Below are 14,567 nucleotides of genomic sequence, written 5' to 3'. Positions count from 1 at the left end.
GTTAAGGACACTGGATACATGCGCATTGCCATTGCTGGCGCAGACGGCCGAATGGGCCGTATGCTGATTGAAGCTGTTTTGAACAGTACCGACCTGACACTGGCCGCGGCCTTGGACCACAGCGGCTCCAAAGCCATTGGTCAGGACGCAGGAGCCTTTCTGGGTAAAGACACAGGTATCAAAGTCACGGACGACCTGAACGCCCTGGCCCAGGCAGATTGCCTGATCGACTTCACCCGCCCTGAAGGCACCATGGCCCATCTGGACGCCTGCATGCAGCACGGCACCCGTCTGGTCATTGGCACTACCGGTTTTTCCGAAGCAGAGAAACAACAGATTCTGGCGGCTGGTCGCGAGATTGCCATTGTCTTCGCCCCGAACATGAGCGTAGGCGTCAATGCCACCCTGAAGTTGATTGAAATGGCGGCTGCCTTGCTGAACCAGGGCTACGACGCCGAGGTGTTTGAGGCCCACCACCGCAACAAGGTGGATGCGCCATCGGGGACAGCTCTGGCTATGGGCGAAGCCATTGCCAAAACCTGGGGTGAATCCCTGAACGATGTAGCCGACTGGGCCCGTCACGGCCACACCGGTGCCCGTCAGGATGGCCGCATTGGTTTCTCCGTCGTCCGTGGTGGCGACATTGTGGGCGACCACACCGTGTTTTTCTGCGGCGAAGGCGAGCGCATCGAAATCTCGCACCGCTCCAGCAGCCGTGCTGGCTATGCCAACGGCAGCCTGCGTGCAGCCCGTTTCCTGGGCGATAAAAACACTGGCCTGTACAACATGCAAGACGTGCTGGGCCTGTAAGTTCCTGACTTGCAAACGCTCTGACCAAAAGCCGGCTTTCGAGCCGGCTTTTTTTATCTTCGCTTAACAGAGCCTCCTCCTGTTGGCTACTTTCCGAAAGTGGCCACGCTGGATTGATCTGGCCAGCACCTATCCCTTTGCCTTTGCCTTTGTCCCTACTCTTTACCTTGCTTTGTCCTTCACTCGTCCTTTCCTCTCCTGCTCCAGCCTTGATCCAGTGTGTCCCGTCCTGCCCCTTCCCAACTCGCCTCATCACAAAAAAGCAGCTCCAAGCTCGCCAGTAAAACGGCAAAACCAGCCCTGAGCCCAGCCTGAAAAACTGCTCCACCAAACGCTGTGGCGTGTTCTCCCCTTAAGTCGCCCCCTTGTCACATTCCCTCCCCCCTGTTTTCCCTGCTTGACGCAGAAAAAAATATCACTAATATGTTAGTTGGATATTTAAAGAATAAACCTTTTCCCGCAGGAGACAACCGACATGATGAGCGAACGCCAACGCAAGTTCCGAGAGGACTACAAATCCAACATCAGCCCCGCCTACAACGGCATTGTTCACGTGGTAGTGACCTATATCGTGGGCTTGGCAGCGATTTACTACAGCATCACCCAGCTAGGCCCGGTAGGTTGGGAATGGCTGATTGTGATCCCCGTTTTTCTGGCGGGTAATTTTGTTGAATGGGCCATGCACCGTTATGTGATGCACCGACGCATCAACATCATTGGATTGCGGGAAATCTACGAACGCCACACCCGCCAGCATCACCAGTACTTCACCGACAACGAAGCCACAATTGATTCCAGCAAGGAGTTCCGGATTGTGTTTTTCCCCTGGCGCGTTCTGGCCACGTTGGGGGTAGGCGGCGGGATTCTGGGCTGGCTGGCCGCAACCATCATCAACCCCAATGCAGGCTATTTTGTATTCATGACCATGGTGGCGCAGTACCTGGTGTACGAGGCCTTTCACTACTGCTGTCATGTGCATGAGAACAGCTTTGTACGCAATATGCCCTTCATCAACACCATTCGCCGCCACCATACCGCCCACCACAATCAGGGCATCATGATGAAGTACAACATGAACCTGACGTTCCCGATCGCCGACTGGGCCATGGGCACTACGGATCTGCGTCGCGGTCTGCTTGGCCACCTGTTCAATGGCTATAGCGAAAAGCACGTCAAGGAAGAGCTCAAGCCCATTATTCGCCGTTTCCGTTTTGAAGATACCGGCGACACCACGGACGGCCCAGCCTTGAAAAAAGAAGAGGCCCACGCCCTGGAGCGTGGCCTGGCCAGCTAAGGCCCTGCCTGTCCTTACAAGCTGGAAATCAGGGTCGTGCGGGCGAGTTCTTCGATGTAGTCCATCAAGAGATCCAGGCTTTGACCGGCCTGGTCCATATCGCCCCCGGCAATGGACATCGCCAAGTTGGCATGCAGTCTGCCCATCTCCGTTAAATCCGGATTTTGCTGATAGTGGCAGAACCAGAAACGACGGGATAGCCCATGTGTCAGACGCATCGCTGCCTCGGCAAACTCATTGCGAGCCGCCTCGATTTCCAGCTCATTCAACCGTCGATCTGCCCGGATAAAACTGACTTCATCGTTCTGGGTGGCTGCTTCCAGGAAAGCATCATGCAAGCTCTTGAATTGCTCGCGTTGATCGCGTGTCGCCCGTTTGGCCGCACTACGGCAGATCAGACGCTCGATCTCCCGTCGCGTCTCGATCAGGCGCAGTTGCTTGGGCATGTCCAGCTCTGGAATCAACAGCCCACGCTGCGGCAAGACCAGCATCAAATGTTCGCGTGCCAGCCGTTGAATGGCCTCCCGAATCGGCGTGCGGCCAATCTCGAACATCTGGCTCAAGGTCAGCTCGGACACGATGCTGCCCGGCGGCAGCTTCAGGGTAATGATGGCTTCTTCCAAACGCTCATAAGCAATGTCTGTGAGCTTGGGCTTGGGTTCCGTCAAGGCCTTGATGTCCAGCACCTCATCTTGAGCCTGCCCTTTTCCCGCTACCTTCCGCTTGCTTGTAACCATGCTGACCCTGCCTTTAAAACGCAGCGTTTGCTGCTGACACCCAAACTCTGACGCCTGCTCTGGCCCTGCAAGTACAAGGCCGGAACTGGGCAACAGCCTCATATCTTAGTTGTATTTATCTACTCCAGGAAGCCACATGAGCATTGCCTGCGATTCAAAACAAACCACCATCATTGCCGTGCATGGGATTCAGGGCACCCATCGCAGCTGGTTGCCAGTAGTCAACGCCAGCTCGAATTTGATGTCCTGGCACACCCCGGACTTGCGAGGCCGAGGCGATGCCTTTCGTGGCTCCAGCCAGGAAGATTACGGGCTGGACGGCTTTGTGCAGGATCTACGCGCCAGCATTCAAGCCTTGCCTGAACACACGCCCTATGTCCTGGCAGGCTGGAGCCTGGGCGTCTCAGTGGTGCTGCAAACCTGTCTGACTTTACTGGACGAACAGGCCCCACTGCCTCAAGCCCTGCTGTTGTTATCGGGCACAGCCAGCCTGAACCGGACTCAATGGTTCAAGGCCCAGGACACGCCTGCCTTGCTGCAAGAAATTGCAGAACGGGAACAGCGCCTGGGCCTGCTGGAGGCCGCAGGTCATCAAGATGTGGCCTGGACCTGGCTGGCTAATCGGCACCACGACCTGTATGCGCAACTTCCCCGTATTTCCATCCCCTCTTTGATCATCCATGGCGAACAGGATCAGGACTGTCCCATTGAGCACGCCCACCGGTTGGCGCAGGCACTGCCACAAGCCACCTTGCACAGCCTGCCTGATGCGGGCCACAGCATCCTGGGCTCACACACTGAACTAATCGCCTCATTGATAGACCCCTTCTGCTCTCTACACACCGCAAGGACTGCCGTATGAACACACACGTTTTCTTTTGCCCACCACCCCGCACCCTGATGGGACGCGGCTGCCGCCATGAACTACCTGCCTTGATTGCCCACCTGGGCTGGCGTCGCGGCTTATTGATTACCGACCGTTTTTTCACCATTCAAACCACCTGGGTTCAGGACCACATCGCCGCCTGTAGAGAACAGGGAATTGAACTTGTGGTTTTTGATGGGGGCGAGCCAGATCCTTCCACTACCTTATGTGATCAGGCCACGCTGCAAGTACGTGCCCACCTGGCCGATCACCCTATCGATTTCGTATTGGCGTTGGGCGGCGGCAGCAATATAGATCTGGCTAAAGCCCTGTGTCTGACCGTCCCCACCGGGGAGCCCATACGCACCTACAGCGGGACCTGGCCCGCCCACACCAAGCCCTTGCCCTTGATCGCCCTGCCCACCACCTCCGGCACGGGATCAGAAGCAACACCGGGAGCCATTCTGGTCGACCCCGACAATGCCACCAAAATTGCCGTCATGGGCAATGCGCTGCGTCCCGCCATTGCAGTCATCGATCCGGAACTCAGCGATAGCTGCCCACCCCGCGTCACTGCCGACGCCGGTATCGATGCCCTGACCCACGCGATTGAATCCTTTGTGACGCAGGATGCCAGCCTGTTTGATCGTGGTGGCAGCCCCGACCCTGGCTATAGTGGCCGATCCAGCCTGACCATGATGTTTGCACGCGAGTCCATACGCCTGTGCGGCCAGTACATGCTGCGAACCTATCGCGACGGCACCGACACTGAAGCCCGTGATGGCATGGCCAGCGCCAGCTACTATGCCGCCCTGTCCTACGGCACGGCAGGTCTGAATGCGGTGCACGGCATTGCCTACGCACTGGCAGGTTTGACGCATCAATCTCACGGCACCACCAATGCCGTGCTGCTGCCCTACGTTCTGGACGAACTGCGTGAAACCCGCGCCTCGGAATTGCTGGAAGTCGCCCAACTACTGGGCATGCCAACCGGCAAGCCGGAAGATACCTTACTGGCTCTGCCTGCCTATGTGCGGTCGCTGGTCGAACAACTGGACATCCCCTCTGACCTGAGCCAATGCGGCGTACAAGAGCATCAGCTGGAGCGCCTGTTGAGCGACGCCCTGCAAGTGACTCGTCTTGCCAAAGTCTTCCCGGTTGCTGACTGCACCAGCGCCTATCAACGCATTATTCAACACGCTTTTGAGGGCTCTTTAGCCGGAGCACTGACCCATAATTAATTAGCCAGCTAAGTACATACCATTATTTAATCTTAAAATGAACACCACTAGTATCCATGTAATATATCAGTAGAAGAAAAAAGGCCTGCCATGGCCTGACGGCAGGTCACCTATACATAAACCCGCCACAAGAGCGGACCTACAGGAGACACCTATGACAGCCGTATCCCCCAATGTGGCCAATCGCCTGGAGCGATTGCCCATGACACGCTATCAACGCATGCTGTTCGGTATTATCGCGACCGCCTGGTTCTTTGACTCCATGGACCTGGGCATCATGACTTTTGTTTTAGGTTCCATCAAAGCAGAAATGGGGCTCACCACCGCGCAGGCGGGGATGCTGGCCAGCTCCAGCTTTTTAGGCATGTTTTTGGGTGCTGCCATTGCGGGCATGCTGGCAGACAAGTACGGGCGCAAACCTGTCTTTCAATGGAGCATGATTTTTTGGGGCGTAGGCAGCCTGGCCTGTGGCCTGTCCCAAAACGTCGAGCAGTTGATGGCGTTCCGGGTGCTGCTGGGGTTTGGCATGGGAATGGAATTTCCCATCGGCCTGGCCATGGTCTCGGAGATCGTGCCCGCTAAAAGTCGCGGTCGGTACATCGCGATTCTGGAAGGCTTCTGGCCGCTGGGCTTTATCAGCGCCGGGATTCTGACCTACCTGAGCCTGGACTATATAGGCTGGCGCGGGATCTTCATTGCCCTGTCTATCCCTGCCCTGTTTGTGTTTGTGATCCGCCGTTGGGTTCCTGAGTCCCCCCGCTGGCTGGAAGAAGCAGGCCATAACGACCGCGCCGAACAAGTCACCACGGCCTTTGAACATAAAGTTATTCAGGCCAACGGCGGCCAGGCCCTGCCCTCTCCCCTGCCTCCCACCCCTTGCGAGAAGCTTAAGCGTGGCGCGCTGTTTGCCCAGCTTTGGCAAGGCCAATACGCCCGCCGTACCCTGATGCTGTGGATGCTGTGGTTCTTCTCCTTGCTGGGCTACTACGGTCTGACCACCTGGCTGGGCGCACTATTGCAACAAGCCGGATATGAAGTCACCAAGTCCGTTACCTACACCATCTATATTTCCCTGGCCGGTATTCCAGGCTTCATCTTCTCGGCCTGGTTGCTGGAGAAATGGGGTCGCAAGGCAACCATGGTCTTGATGCTGTTCGGTAGCGCCGGCTGTGCCTTTATCTATGGCCACGTCGCCACCAGTCAGGCGCCTGTTGCTCAACTGATTGGCGCTGGTTTGTGCATGCAGTTCTTCATGTTTGGCATGTGGTCGGTTTTGTATGCCTACACCCCCGAGCTGTACCCCACACGGACACGCAGCACAGGCGCGGGCTTTGCCTCTTCCATTGGCCGACTGGGTTCCTTATTCGGACCGCTGCTGGTGGGCTTTATCCTGCCCTGGACCGGTCATGCAGGCGTTTTCACCTTGGGGGCTATTTCCTTTTCTATTGCAGCGTTGGTGGTGATTGCATTGGGGGTGGAAACCAAGGGGCGTTCGCTGGAGGAAGTTTCAGCTTAATGCTCTGATTTAATTGATGATTAGTAGACTTAAGGCTCAATAAAAAACCCGTTTCAGCCGATTTGGCTGACACGGGTTTTAAGCTCATGAACGGCTCGGCTTAATTGCCATTACTGTCCTGGCTCAGATCAACGTGAACACGCCCATCCAAAACAGCATGAGCCCGCTCTCGGTCCACGTCACCTTCCCAGGCGCCCACCACCACGGTTCCTACGCAATTACCAATCAAGTTGGTCAAGGCCCGCGCCATACCCATGAACCAGTCAACGGACAAAACCAGCACCAGACCAATGGCCGGAATAGCAGGAACCGCACTCAAGGTCGCTGCCAGAATCACAATGGCAGACCCCGGCACACCGTGCGCCCCTTTGGAGGTCAACATGGAAATGGCCAAAATGGTCATCAAATCGATAAAGGACAAGGGGGTATTGGTTGCCTGTGCAATAAACACGGCGGCCAAGGTCAGGTAGATCGAAAAACCATCCAGGTTAAAGGAATAACCTGTTGGCACCACCAAACCTACAGTGGATTGCTTGATACCCATACGCTCGAGCTTGCGCATCACTTGGGGCAAGACGGCATCAGACGACGCTGTGCCCAGTACAACCAGCAATTCCTCGCGCAAATACTTCAACAGCTTGATGATGCTAAAGCCGGTCATGCGCAGGATCAGCCCCAAGACGCCCAGCACAAAAATGGCGCACGTCACATAAAACAGTACAACCAGCAGGCCCAGCTTGCCCAAGGTGCCAAGCCCGTATTCGCCAACCGTAAAAGCGACGGCTCCCAGCACGCCCAAGGGTGCCAAACGGACGATGAAACCAATAATTTTGAAGAACACATGGGACAGCGTCTCTACCGCCGATGCTACCGGACGGCCCCGCTCCCCCAGCAAGGCAACCGCCAAACCGAACAAAATTGCAATCAGCAGCACCTGCAAAATATCGCCTGACGCAAAGGCATCCACAAACGTCGTCGGAATAATCTTCATTAAAAACCCGACGGTATCTGTGCTTTGCTCCACTCGCGAGGTATATGCAGCCATGGCACTGGCGTCCAGGGTACTGGGGTCTACATTCATCCCATGCCCAGGCGTAAAGAAGTAGCCCAGCAAAATGCCCAAGGCCAAGGCAAAGGTGGTGACAACCTCAAAGTAAATCAGGGCCTTCACCCCAACACGCCCCACCTTCTTCAAATCGCTGCTGCCACAAATTCCGTGCACCACGACACAAAACACCAAGGGAGCCACGATCATTTTGATCAGCTTGATAAAACCATCACCAAAGGGTTTGAGCGAGGCGGCGAAATCCGGCCAGATCACACCCGCCAGGACTCCCAGTATCAAGGCCACAATGACCTGTCCAAACAAGGTTCTGTACAAAAAACGCATCGTTGTCTCCTGTTGTTTTGTAAGCGCTGCCGTGTCGCTACCAGCAATCCATCAATCTAAAATCTCATCTGACATGTCAGCATATATTCAATATGAAATACCGAATATAATTAAAATCGAATATGCACAAGCAGTCGTAAAAACCCCTACAAGTACAAACCGGAGACGCCAAATGAGTATTCCCTCCTCCTCTGATGACACTTTGCTGGCCACCCAGGCGTTTCAGGCATTTCGTCATTTATTGGCTACAGGGCAGGTTCGCGCGGGGCAGATGGTGTCGATGGCGGAGCTGATGAAATTAAGCGACTTCCCTCTGGCCCCAGTGCGTGAAGCGGTCAAGCGCGCGGCGGCTGCCGGGCTGGTGTCCATCCTGCCCAAGCGGGGAGTGCTGGTTCTGGAGGCAACCACGGAAGCGCTGCGGGAATGCTTCCAACTGCGCTGTGTCTTTGATCAGGAGGGGGCCAGGATACTGGCTAGCTGTGCCAAGCAGCCCGCATTGGAGAGCTTGCGGGACAAACACGAGAAGATTCTGGAGCAGGCACAAAGCGGCCTTGTTACCACCGCTTTGCAGATTCAGGCCATGGAAGTGGACTGGGCCTTGCATCGCTATCTGGCTCAAGCGCTGCAGAACCGCTCGGCCATGACGATCTACGAAGAGAACTGTGATCGCATCAATGTTCTGCAGCACTCGCGCCGCCCATTACCCGAGCGCATTGTGCCCGCCATGAAGGAGCATTTACAGATTCTGGATACGCTACAGGCAGGAAACCCCGAAGCGGCCATGGAAGCCGTGCGCCACCATCTGGCACAAACTCTGCGATGGTGGGGCGCGGTCGATGTTTAATTGACAATAACGGGCTCTTGTTCCAACTCCACGCCGAAGCGTTCCCGAACAGAACCCCGAATCGCCTGGGCCAGGCGTTCAATATCATGCGCAGTTCCGCCACCATGATTCACCAGCACCAAAGCCTGGCGATCGTGCACGCCCACGGCACCATCACGCTTGCCTTTCCAGCCACACTGGTCAATCAACCAGCCCGCCGCTAGTTTGCATTGGCCCTGTCCAACTTCATAAGAAACCAGATTGGGCCATTGCTGCTTCAAGGCATCACGCTGCTCGGTCTGCACAAGGGGATTCTTGAAGAAACTGCCCGCATTACCCAAGACACGAGGGTCAGGCAATTTTTGACGGCGAATCTGGCAAACCGCATCAAAAATACGTTGAGGGTCTGGCTCCCCCGCCAAATGAGCTTGCTTATTAAGATCGGGGTACTCCAGCACCGGCTTCCACTGACGCGGCAAGGCAAAGCGCACCGCCAGAATCAACCAGCTCCCGGCCGGGTCGTGCTTGAAGCGACTGTCTCTATAAGCAAAGCCACACTCGGCCGCAGACAGTTCCACCTCTTTGCCTTCCTTAAAACTCCAGGCCAGTACACTGTGCACCCGCTGCTCCAGCTCCAAGCCATAAGCACCAATATTTTGTACAGGCGCAGCACCTACCGTACCGGGAATCAAAGCCAGGTTCTCCAGACCGGGCCAGCCTTGATTCAAACAATACTGCACAAAATCATGCCAGCATTCACCCGCCTGCGCCTCCACAATATAGGCATCGTCCCGCTCTTGCAGTAAACAGATCCCTTTGCTTTCTACCTTGATCACCAGGGCATCAACGTGCTCGGCCAGCACCACATTGCTGCCACCGCCCAGCACAAAGATACGCTCCCCCTGCTCCACCAGCGCTTGCAAGGCAGGCAGCTGGGTAACATTGTCATACACCACCAGGTCGCGCGCGCGGCTGCCCAAACCCAAGGTATTAAAAGAGCTCAAATCCACATTACGCTGCCTGTCCACGGCCCTGTCCCACCATCAAAGAAAGCAGTAAGCATAGCTCGGACAGACAATTTTCCGGAAAAATTTACAGAATCTATTGACAAGCTTCTTTGCTGCAGTCTATAGTTACGTTCTTGCTTAGCGCAGCGTCGGTTTCGCAGCAAAAAGCAGTTTGAAGGCAGGCTAGTTCGTTAGGCAGTACTGATAAAAAGCTTAAGCAAAATATCAAAAACGCTTGACAAACAAAGATAGCCACTCTAAACTAGCTTTCTTTACTTAATAAGCAATAGCTAATAAGTAAAACGCTGAAAACAGATTCAATCTGCACAGCAAAATGCGGGAGTAGCTCAGTTGGTAGAGCGCAACCTTGCCAAGGTTGAGGTCGCGAGTTCGAGACTCGTCTCCCGCTCCAGATTCCTAAGGGAAGCCTAGGCTTCCCTTTTTAATCGACCACGGCGCAATGGCAGAGTGGTTATGCAGCGGATTGCAAATCCGTCTAGGTCGGTTCGATTCCGGCTTGCGCCTCCAGTAATTCTGGTCACAAGTCGGTAGTGCAGTAAAAAATGCGGGAGTAGCTCAGTTGGTAGAGCGCAACCTTGCCAAGGTTGAGGTCGCGAGTTCGAGACTCGTCTCCCGCTCCAAATTCAAAAAGCCCAAACTTCGGTTTGGGCTTTTTTCTTTTCCGTGACCCGTCCTGAATTACATTGACACTTTTTCCCTTTCTTGAAGGAGAGTCAATTGGGACAAGGAATCCGCCGTAGCCAGCGCGATTACAGCCTGGCTTTTAAATTTCGTGTTGTTGAGCAAGTTGAACAAGGCAAGCTGAGCTACAAGCAAGCTCAGCAACACTATGGTATTCAAGGTTGCTCGACCGTTTTAGTATGGTGCCGTAAACACGGCTTGCAGGACTGGACCTCGCCCCGAGGCCGACGCAAGCCCGGAGCGGCCATGCCCAGTACATCAAACAAGCCGTTAACCCCCGAGCAGCGTATTAAAGAGCTGGAGAAGCAACCGCACGATGAAAAGCTGAAGTCGGCCCTGTTTGAGAAGGTCATCGAGATCATGCGAGACGAGCACGGGATCACGGTAAAAAAGTCCTCGGGCAAGCTATCGGTGGTGGTCAAGTCCCCGGACTGAGCATCCAGAGAGCTTGCCGCTTTATCGGCATCAGTCGCCAAGCGTATTACCAGCGGTGCCAGCGAGAGCGGACCGCTACGCGCTAGGCCCAGCAGGTGATTGAGTTGATGCAGCCGATCCGGCTGCATCAACCTCGCCTGGGCACGCGCAAGCTGCATCATGTACTTCGTACCCGCCTTGCTTACCCCATAGCAGGGGATCGCTTGTTTGCGATTCTGCGTAAGGCACATTTGCTTGTGCCACCCCAGCGGGCCTACCACAAGACCACACAGAGTCATCATCGTTTCTGGCGTCATCCCAATCTGCTCAAAGAAGCTCCCCACCAAGTGGAGCCCACCGGGCCCAAGCAGGTCTGGGTGGCTGACATTACGTACCTGCCCACGCGCAGCAAGTGTGCGTACCTGAGCTTGATCACCGATGCCTGGTCCCACAAAATCGTGGGCTACCATGTCCCTGCCAGCTTGCAGGCCGAAGAGGTCAGCCGAGCCTTGAACATAGCGGTGCGGAGTCGTCATACTCGTACGGCCTTGATTCATCATTCTGATCGTGGAATTCAATACTGCTCAAGTCCACTATCAAGCCCTTCATCGTCGTCATGGCCTGGTGTGCTCCATGACGGACGGCTATGACTGTTACCAAAACGCCTTGGCTGAACGGGTCAACGGCATTCTGGAGGGGGAGTTCTTGCTCAATCGTCCTGCCGATCTAGCCCAGGCCAGCAAAATAGTGGCTCAATCGGTGCGTATCTATAACCAGGAAAGACCTCATACCGCCTTGAAATACAAAACGCCTGATGCAGTGCATCAGGCGTTGTTAGTGCAGTAAAACCTGTCAACCTATTTTAGGACTGGACAAGCCCAGCCTGCTTGCTAGTAAAGGGCTTACAGCGAGAGCTCGACACTCAGTTACTTTCTCTCTAATTGAAATAACCACCAAGCCCTTAAAGCCACTGACTCTTCAGGTCAAAGTAGCCGTATTATACGTAGATATCGCACCTCCTCTAGCAAATTACACTCTGCTATCATCGGAGAGTCAACTCACTTTCTTTAAGGTGCTACTTTGCCAACCCCGATAAATGCTTCAGCCACCACTGCCGGCGCGCTGATGTCGAATTCTCGCTTTGAGATTCCGCACTACCAGCGTGAATATTCATGGCTAGACGATGAAGTATCCGATTTCTGGTTAGACCTAAAAAATGCTCTCGGAGAAGAGTCCTATTTCCTTGGATTGGTCATCCTAACTGAGGAAGGTGCGACGAAGCAGGTGGTAGACGGACAACAACGAATTCTGACGCTAACATTACTTGCTGCGGCTTTATATCACGAAGCCATTGCTAGAGGCCGTAGAGCATTAGCAGAAAGAATACAAGCGGATTTCTTACGATCAATAGACTACGAAACAGATGAAACAAATCCGCGAGTCATCTTGTCTGATAAGAGTGATAACGAGACACTTCAAAAAATACTAGCCGATGGAGTTGGGTCCAGTCCCCGTATAAATGAAGAAGAATCCTTGTCTGCGCGGATGCAGCGCGCCTTTGAGTATTTACGTACAAATCTCAAAAATGACTTGAGTCAAGACCCATTCAAGCGCTTAGGCTTATGGACGGATTTCATTACAAACAAGTTGTATTTCGCCGTATTTACACACCCAGATCCCGCTTCGGCCTACAGAGTGTTTGAAGTGATTAATACCCGAGGTTTGGAGCTTACCACCGCAGACTTGCTAAAAAACTATATCCTGAGCCAAACTCCAAAAAGTCAGCGGGAAGATAGATACGCTGAATGGCAAACGATGGCTCGTCAGTTTTCCGCAACCGGCACCAACAACTTCGTCCAATTCATTCGCCATGCTGTCACAGTGGAAGCAGGTCACATTTTGCCAAAAGATCTTTATGATTTTCTAGCACAACGGCCTACCCACTCAACTCGCAAAGCACCATCCCCCGTTCAGCTCATGCAAACGCTTGAAAAACATCTGCCTCTCTATATGCAGATGATAGACCCCTCACTTCCCGGGCCAGCATGTTCTGAAACACTCAAAATATTCGCATCACTAAATAGTCTAGGTGTAATTTCAGTTCGCCCGATATTACTTGCCATCGCAGCGACAGACAATTCTATCGATGGCATGCAATATATCCTTAAATTAGTGGTTAGACGAATAGTCGTTGGCAATCTCGGAACAGGTAACGTAGAACGCAAATTTGGAGAAGCTGCGCGGTTAGTGACCGAAGAAAAAAACTGGAAAGCAGCTGAACAAGAGCTTACGGAACTAAATCCATCGTCAAAAGATTTTAGTGACCAAATTCATCGTCGCTCTTTTAACAAAGCTGTTATGTCTTTTTTAAGACACTCTATAGTAGAGTTAACAACCACCCCAATAATGCAAGGCACTCTTCACTACATCTTTCCACGTCAAGGGCCGCTATGGGAGCGTTTTAGCGAAGAAGATGCCTCTTTTTGGGGGAGCACGCTAGGAAATACATTTCTTTCTACCTTGGACAAACGTCCACAAGCGGCAGTTGACTGGCCAGGTACGAGAGAAACATTGCTTAAACACGGAATTACTGGTGAGCTAACTAAAAGGATTGAAGAATATGCTTTCTGGGATTCTGAGTCGATTGAGGACATGGGCAAAATCCTATCGAAATCAGCAACTAGAGTGTGGTATGACTGAACACTACAATGAAACTAAGCTACTAGCGCTTCTGGAAAACATTTTGGATAGAAAAATCAAAATAGACAGCTTAGGAGCATTAGCAACGGCAATAAATCATAAATCAGCACCAGAAAGCATAAATTTAAATAAAACAGCAATAGGAATTGATGCCAATGTGTTTTTAAGGCTTTCAAAACATAAAAACATAGAAGATATTATTGACTATTTCAATACATCCCATACTGCTCCACTTATTCTTCCCGGGCAATCTATCCAAGAATTTTGGAACAATCAGCTATACGTGGTTGATACAGTTTCAGCCTCACTGAAAAAGAAATTTGATACATTAAAATCAGAGACAGAAAAAATTTCTGAAGACTTCAACAGCTTTTACAGAGAATTTGAAAAAACCTTCGATTCTTTTGAGAATGACTATGGGTATATCTATGAAGAAAAAACAATCCGCTCAACATTGAGCCTGCTAGAAATGCTTCGGGGGCGTGCTAACGTAACATATATACCTCGTGAGCGTTTTCACCGCATCGCAGAAAATCGAAAACGCACTCGCACCCCCCCTGGATTTAAAGATGATGGACATGGAGATTTTTACATATGGGCCGAATTTTTGTTTGGACTACTGAAAGAAAAAGAGTTAAATAAAGAATTTAACCATATTGTATTTTTAACGAATGATCAAAAAATTGATTGGAGTAGAAACGGCATTGCCCACCCCATATTAACGGCAGAAATTCAAGCTACATTTAATATTTCACTTGAAATATGGAACCTAGAAAAACTATGGAATGCCATCAATAAAAGTTAAATAAAATAAATCATTTTAAAAAACCATATAGAAGCAATATAATCAAATAGTTACTATAAAATTAAAACCCAACATCAAATCCAGACTCTCTAACCACATATAAAACTAACGAATAATAAACTTGCTCCAACTCATTATGGGTTGACGGGTTTATTGCAAGACGCGCGCCCTCCAGCTGCCCTCAAAAGAGATGATTTCGTCTACTTTCCCTTCCTCAAAACAGCCTAACTCAAGGTCAATGCGCTCTACATTCGTTCATTTAA

11 protein-coding genes, 3 tRNA genes and 1 pseudogene are annotated in these 14,567 nt (G+C 52.4%); 12 read left to right on the top strand and 3 right to left on the bottom strand.

All coding sequences use genetic code 11. The features are described from left to right. Nucleotides 1-18: 18 nt before the first annotated feature. Complete coding sequence (gene dapB / locus ACFPDR_RS04760; protein ID WP_026483245.1) at nucleotides 19-810, top strand: 4-hydroxy-tetrahydrodipicolinate reductase; 792 nt, start codon at nucleotides 19-21, stop codon at nucleotides 808-810. Nucleotides 811-1,285: 475 nt separating this feature from the next. Beyond that, on the top strand, nucleotides 1,286-2,104 hold the full coding sequence (locus ACFPDR_RS04755; protein WP_009459555.1) for a sterol desaturase family protein: 819 nt from the start codon (nucleotides 1,286-1,288) through the stop codon (nucleotides 2,102-2,104). A 14-nt stretch (nucleotides 2,105-2,118) separates the two neighbouring features. Here the strand turns inward: ACFPDR_RS04755 and ACFPDR_RS04750 are convergent, their stop codons facing one another. Then, nucleotides 2,119-2,841, bottom strand: a complete 723-nt coding sequence (locus tag ACFPDR_RS04750) for a GntR family transcriptional regulator (RefSeq protein WP_026483247.1) — start codon at nucleotides 2,839-2,841, stop codon at nucleotides 2,119-2,121. 136 nt (nucleotides 2,842-2,977) lie between these two features. Between ACFPDR_RS04750 and ACFPDR_RS04745 the strand changes: the two genes are divergently transcribed. The 3 genes from ACFPDR_RS04745 (at nucleotide 2,978) to ACFPDR_RS04735 (ending at nucleotide 6,463) form a co-directional block, all read left to right on the top strand. Further along, entirely contained in the window at nucleotides 2,978-3,703 is a 726-nt protein-coding gene (locus tag ACFPDR_RS04745) for an alpha/beta fold hydrolase (RefSeq protein WP_137431160.1), read from the top strand. Continuing rightward, a complete protein-coding gene (locus ACFPDR_RS04740; protein WP_376910715.1) occupies nucleotides 3,700-4,947 on the top strand; it encodes an iron-containing alcohol dehydrogenase in 1,248 nt (415 codons plus the stop codon). Before ACFPDR_RS04745 ends, ACFPDR_RS04740 begins: the two co-directional genes overlap by 4 nt. A gap of 154 nt (nucleotides 4,948-5,101) precedes the next feature. After that, the gene (locus ACFPDR_RS04735) at nucleotides 5,102-6,463 is read left to right on the top strand and encodes an MFS transporter (protein WP_203145580.1); all 1,362 of its coding nucleotides are present in this window, start codon (nucleotides 5,102-5,104) and stop codon (nucleotides 6,461-6,463) included. A 100-nt stretch (nucleotides 6,464-6,563) separates the two neighbouring features. Here the strand turns inward: ACFPDR_RS04735 and ACFPDR_RS04730 are convergent, their stop codons facing one another. Continuing rightward, a complete protein-coding gene (locus ACFPDR_RS04730) occupies nucleotides 6,564-7,853 on the bottom strand; it encodes a C4-dicarboxylate transporter DctA (RefSeq protein ID WP_088450611.1) in 1,290 nt (429 codons plus the stop codon). 172 nt (nucleotides 7,854-8,025) lie between these two features. Between ACFPDR_RS04730 and ACFPDR_RS04725 the strand changes: the two genes are divergently transcribed. After that, complete coding sequence (locus tag ACFPDR_RS04725; RefSeq protein ID WP_009459563.1) at nucleotides 8,026-8,697, top strand: GntR family transcriptional regulator; 672 nt, start codon at nucleotides 8,026-8,028, stop codon at nucleotides 8,695-8,697. On the opposite strand, the gene murB is transcribed toward ACFPDR_RS04725, so the two are convergent. Beyond that, the gene (gene murB / locus ACFPDR_RS04720; RefSeq protein WP_137431162.1) at nucleotides 8,694-9,704 is read right to left on the bottom strand and encodes a UDP-N-acetylmuramate dehydrogenase; all 1,011 of its coding nucleotides are present in this window, start codon (nucleotides 9,702-9,704) and stop codon (nucleotides 8,694-8,696) included. The two genes, ACFPDR_RS04725 and murB, sit on opposite strands and share 4 nt — an antisense overlap. A 315-nt stretch (nucleotides 9,705-10,019) precedes the next feature. On the opposite strand from murB, the gene ACFPDR_RS04715 reads away from it, so the two are divergent. From ACFPDR_RS04715 to ACFPDR_RS04690, 6 genes and pseudogenes are all read left to right on the top strand, one after another. Next, a tRNA-Gly gene (locus tag ACFPDR_RS04715) sits at nucleotides 10,020-10,095 on the top strand. Between the two features lie 42 nt (nucleotides 10,096-10,137). Further along, nucleotides 10,138-10,211 (top strand) — tRNA-Cys (locus ACFPDR_RS04710). A 37-nt stretch (nucleotides 10,212-10,248) separates the two neighbouring features. After that, a tRNA-Gly gene (locus ACFPDR_RS04705) sits at nucleotides 10,249-10,324 on the top strand. 97 nt (nucleotides 10,325-10,421) lie between these two features. Next, nucleotides 10,422-11,645, top strand: a pseudogene (locus ACFPDR_RS04700) (IS3 family transposase). A gap of 279 nt (nucleotides 11,646-11,924) precedes the next feature. After that, complete coding sequence (locus ACFPDR_RS04695) at nucleotides 11,925-13,499, top strand: DUF262 domain-containing protein (RefSeq protein ID WP_376910713.1); 1,575 nt, start codon at nucleotides 11,925-11,927, stop codon at nucleotides 13,497-13,499. Continuing rightward, nucleotides 13,492-14,304, top strand: a complete 813-nt coding sequence (locus ACFPDR_RS04690) for a PIN-like domain-containing protein (RefSeq protein WP_376910712.1) — start codon at nucleotides 13,492-13,494, stop codon at nucleotides 14,302-14,304. The genes ACFPDR_RS04695 and ACFPDR_RS04690 overlap by 8 nt, the downstream gene beginning before the upstream one ends. Nucleotides 14,305-14,567: the final 263 nt, after the last annotated feature.

Origin of the sequence: Alcaligenes sp. GCM10023179 (assembly GCF_042653705.1) — a bacterium.
GTDB lineage: Bacteria > Pseudomonadota > Gammaproteobacteria > Burkholderiales > Burkholderiaceae_B > Alcaligenes > Alcaligenes phenolicus.
Note: the sequence above shows the minus strand (reverse complement) of the source record. Positions and strands in the feature narration are given on the sequence as shown.

What these genes read in the sequence shown, in the direction of transcription:
- ACFPDR_RS04740 (WP_376910715.1), top strand. Translation starts at nt 3,700, where the DNA reads ATGAACACACACGTTTTCTTTTGCCCACCACCCCGCACCCTGATGGGA.
- ACFPDR_RS04750 (WP_026483247.1), bottom strand. Translation starts at nt 2,841, where the DNA reads ATGGTTACAAGCAAGCGGAAGGTAGCGGGAAAAGGGCAGGCTCAAGAT.
- ACFPDR_RS04735 (WP_203145580.1), top strand. Translation starts at nt 5,102, where the DNA reads ATGACAGCCGTATCCCCCAATGTGGCCAATCGCCTGGAGCGATTGCCC.
- ACFPDR_RS04725 (WP_009459563.1), top strand. Translation starts at nt 8,026, where the DNA reads ATGAGTATTCCCTCCTCCTCTGATGACACTTTGCTGGCCACCCAGGCG.
- ACFPDR_RS04745 (WP_137431160.1), top strand. Translation starts at nt 2,978, where the DNA reads ATGAGCATTGCCTGCGATTCAAAACAAACCACCATCATTGCCGTGCAT.
- dapB (WP_026483245.1), top strand. Translation starts at nt 19, where the DNA reads ATGCGCATTGCCATTGCTGGCGCAGACGGCCGAATGGGCCGTATGCTG.
- ACFPDR_RS04730 (WP_088450611.1), bottom strand. Translation starts at nt 7,853, where the DNA reads ATGCGTTTTTTGTACAGAACCTTGTTTGGACAGGTCATTGTGGCCTTG.
- ACFPDR_RS04690 (WP_376910712.1), top strand. Translation starts at nt 13,492, where the DNA reads ATGACTGAACACTACAATGAAACTAAGCTACTAGCGCTTCTGGAAAAC.
- ACFPDR_RS04755 (WP_009459555.1), top strand. Translation starts at nt 1,286, where the DNA reads ATGATGAGCGAACGCCAACGCAAGTTCCGAGAGGACTACAAATCCAAC.
- ACFPDR_RS04695 (WP_376910713.1), top strand. Translation starts at nt 11,925, where the DNA reads ATGTCGAATTCTCGCTTTGAGATTCCGCACTACCAGCGTGAATATTCA.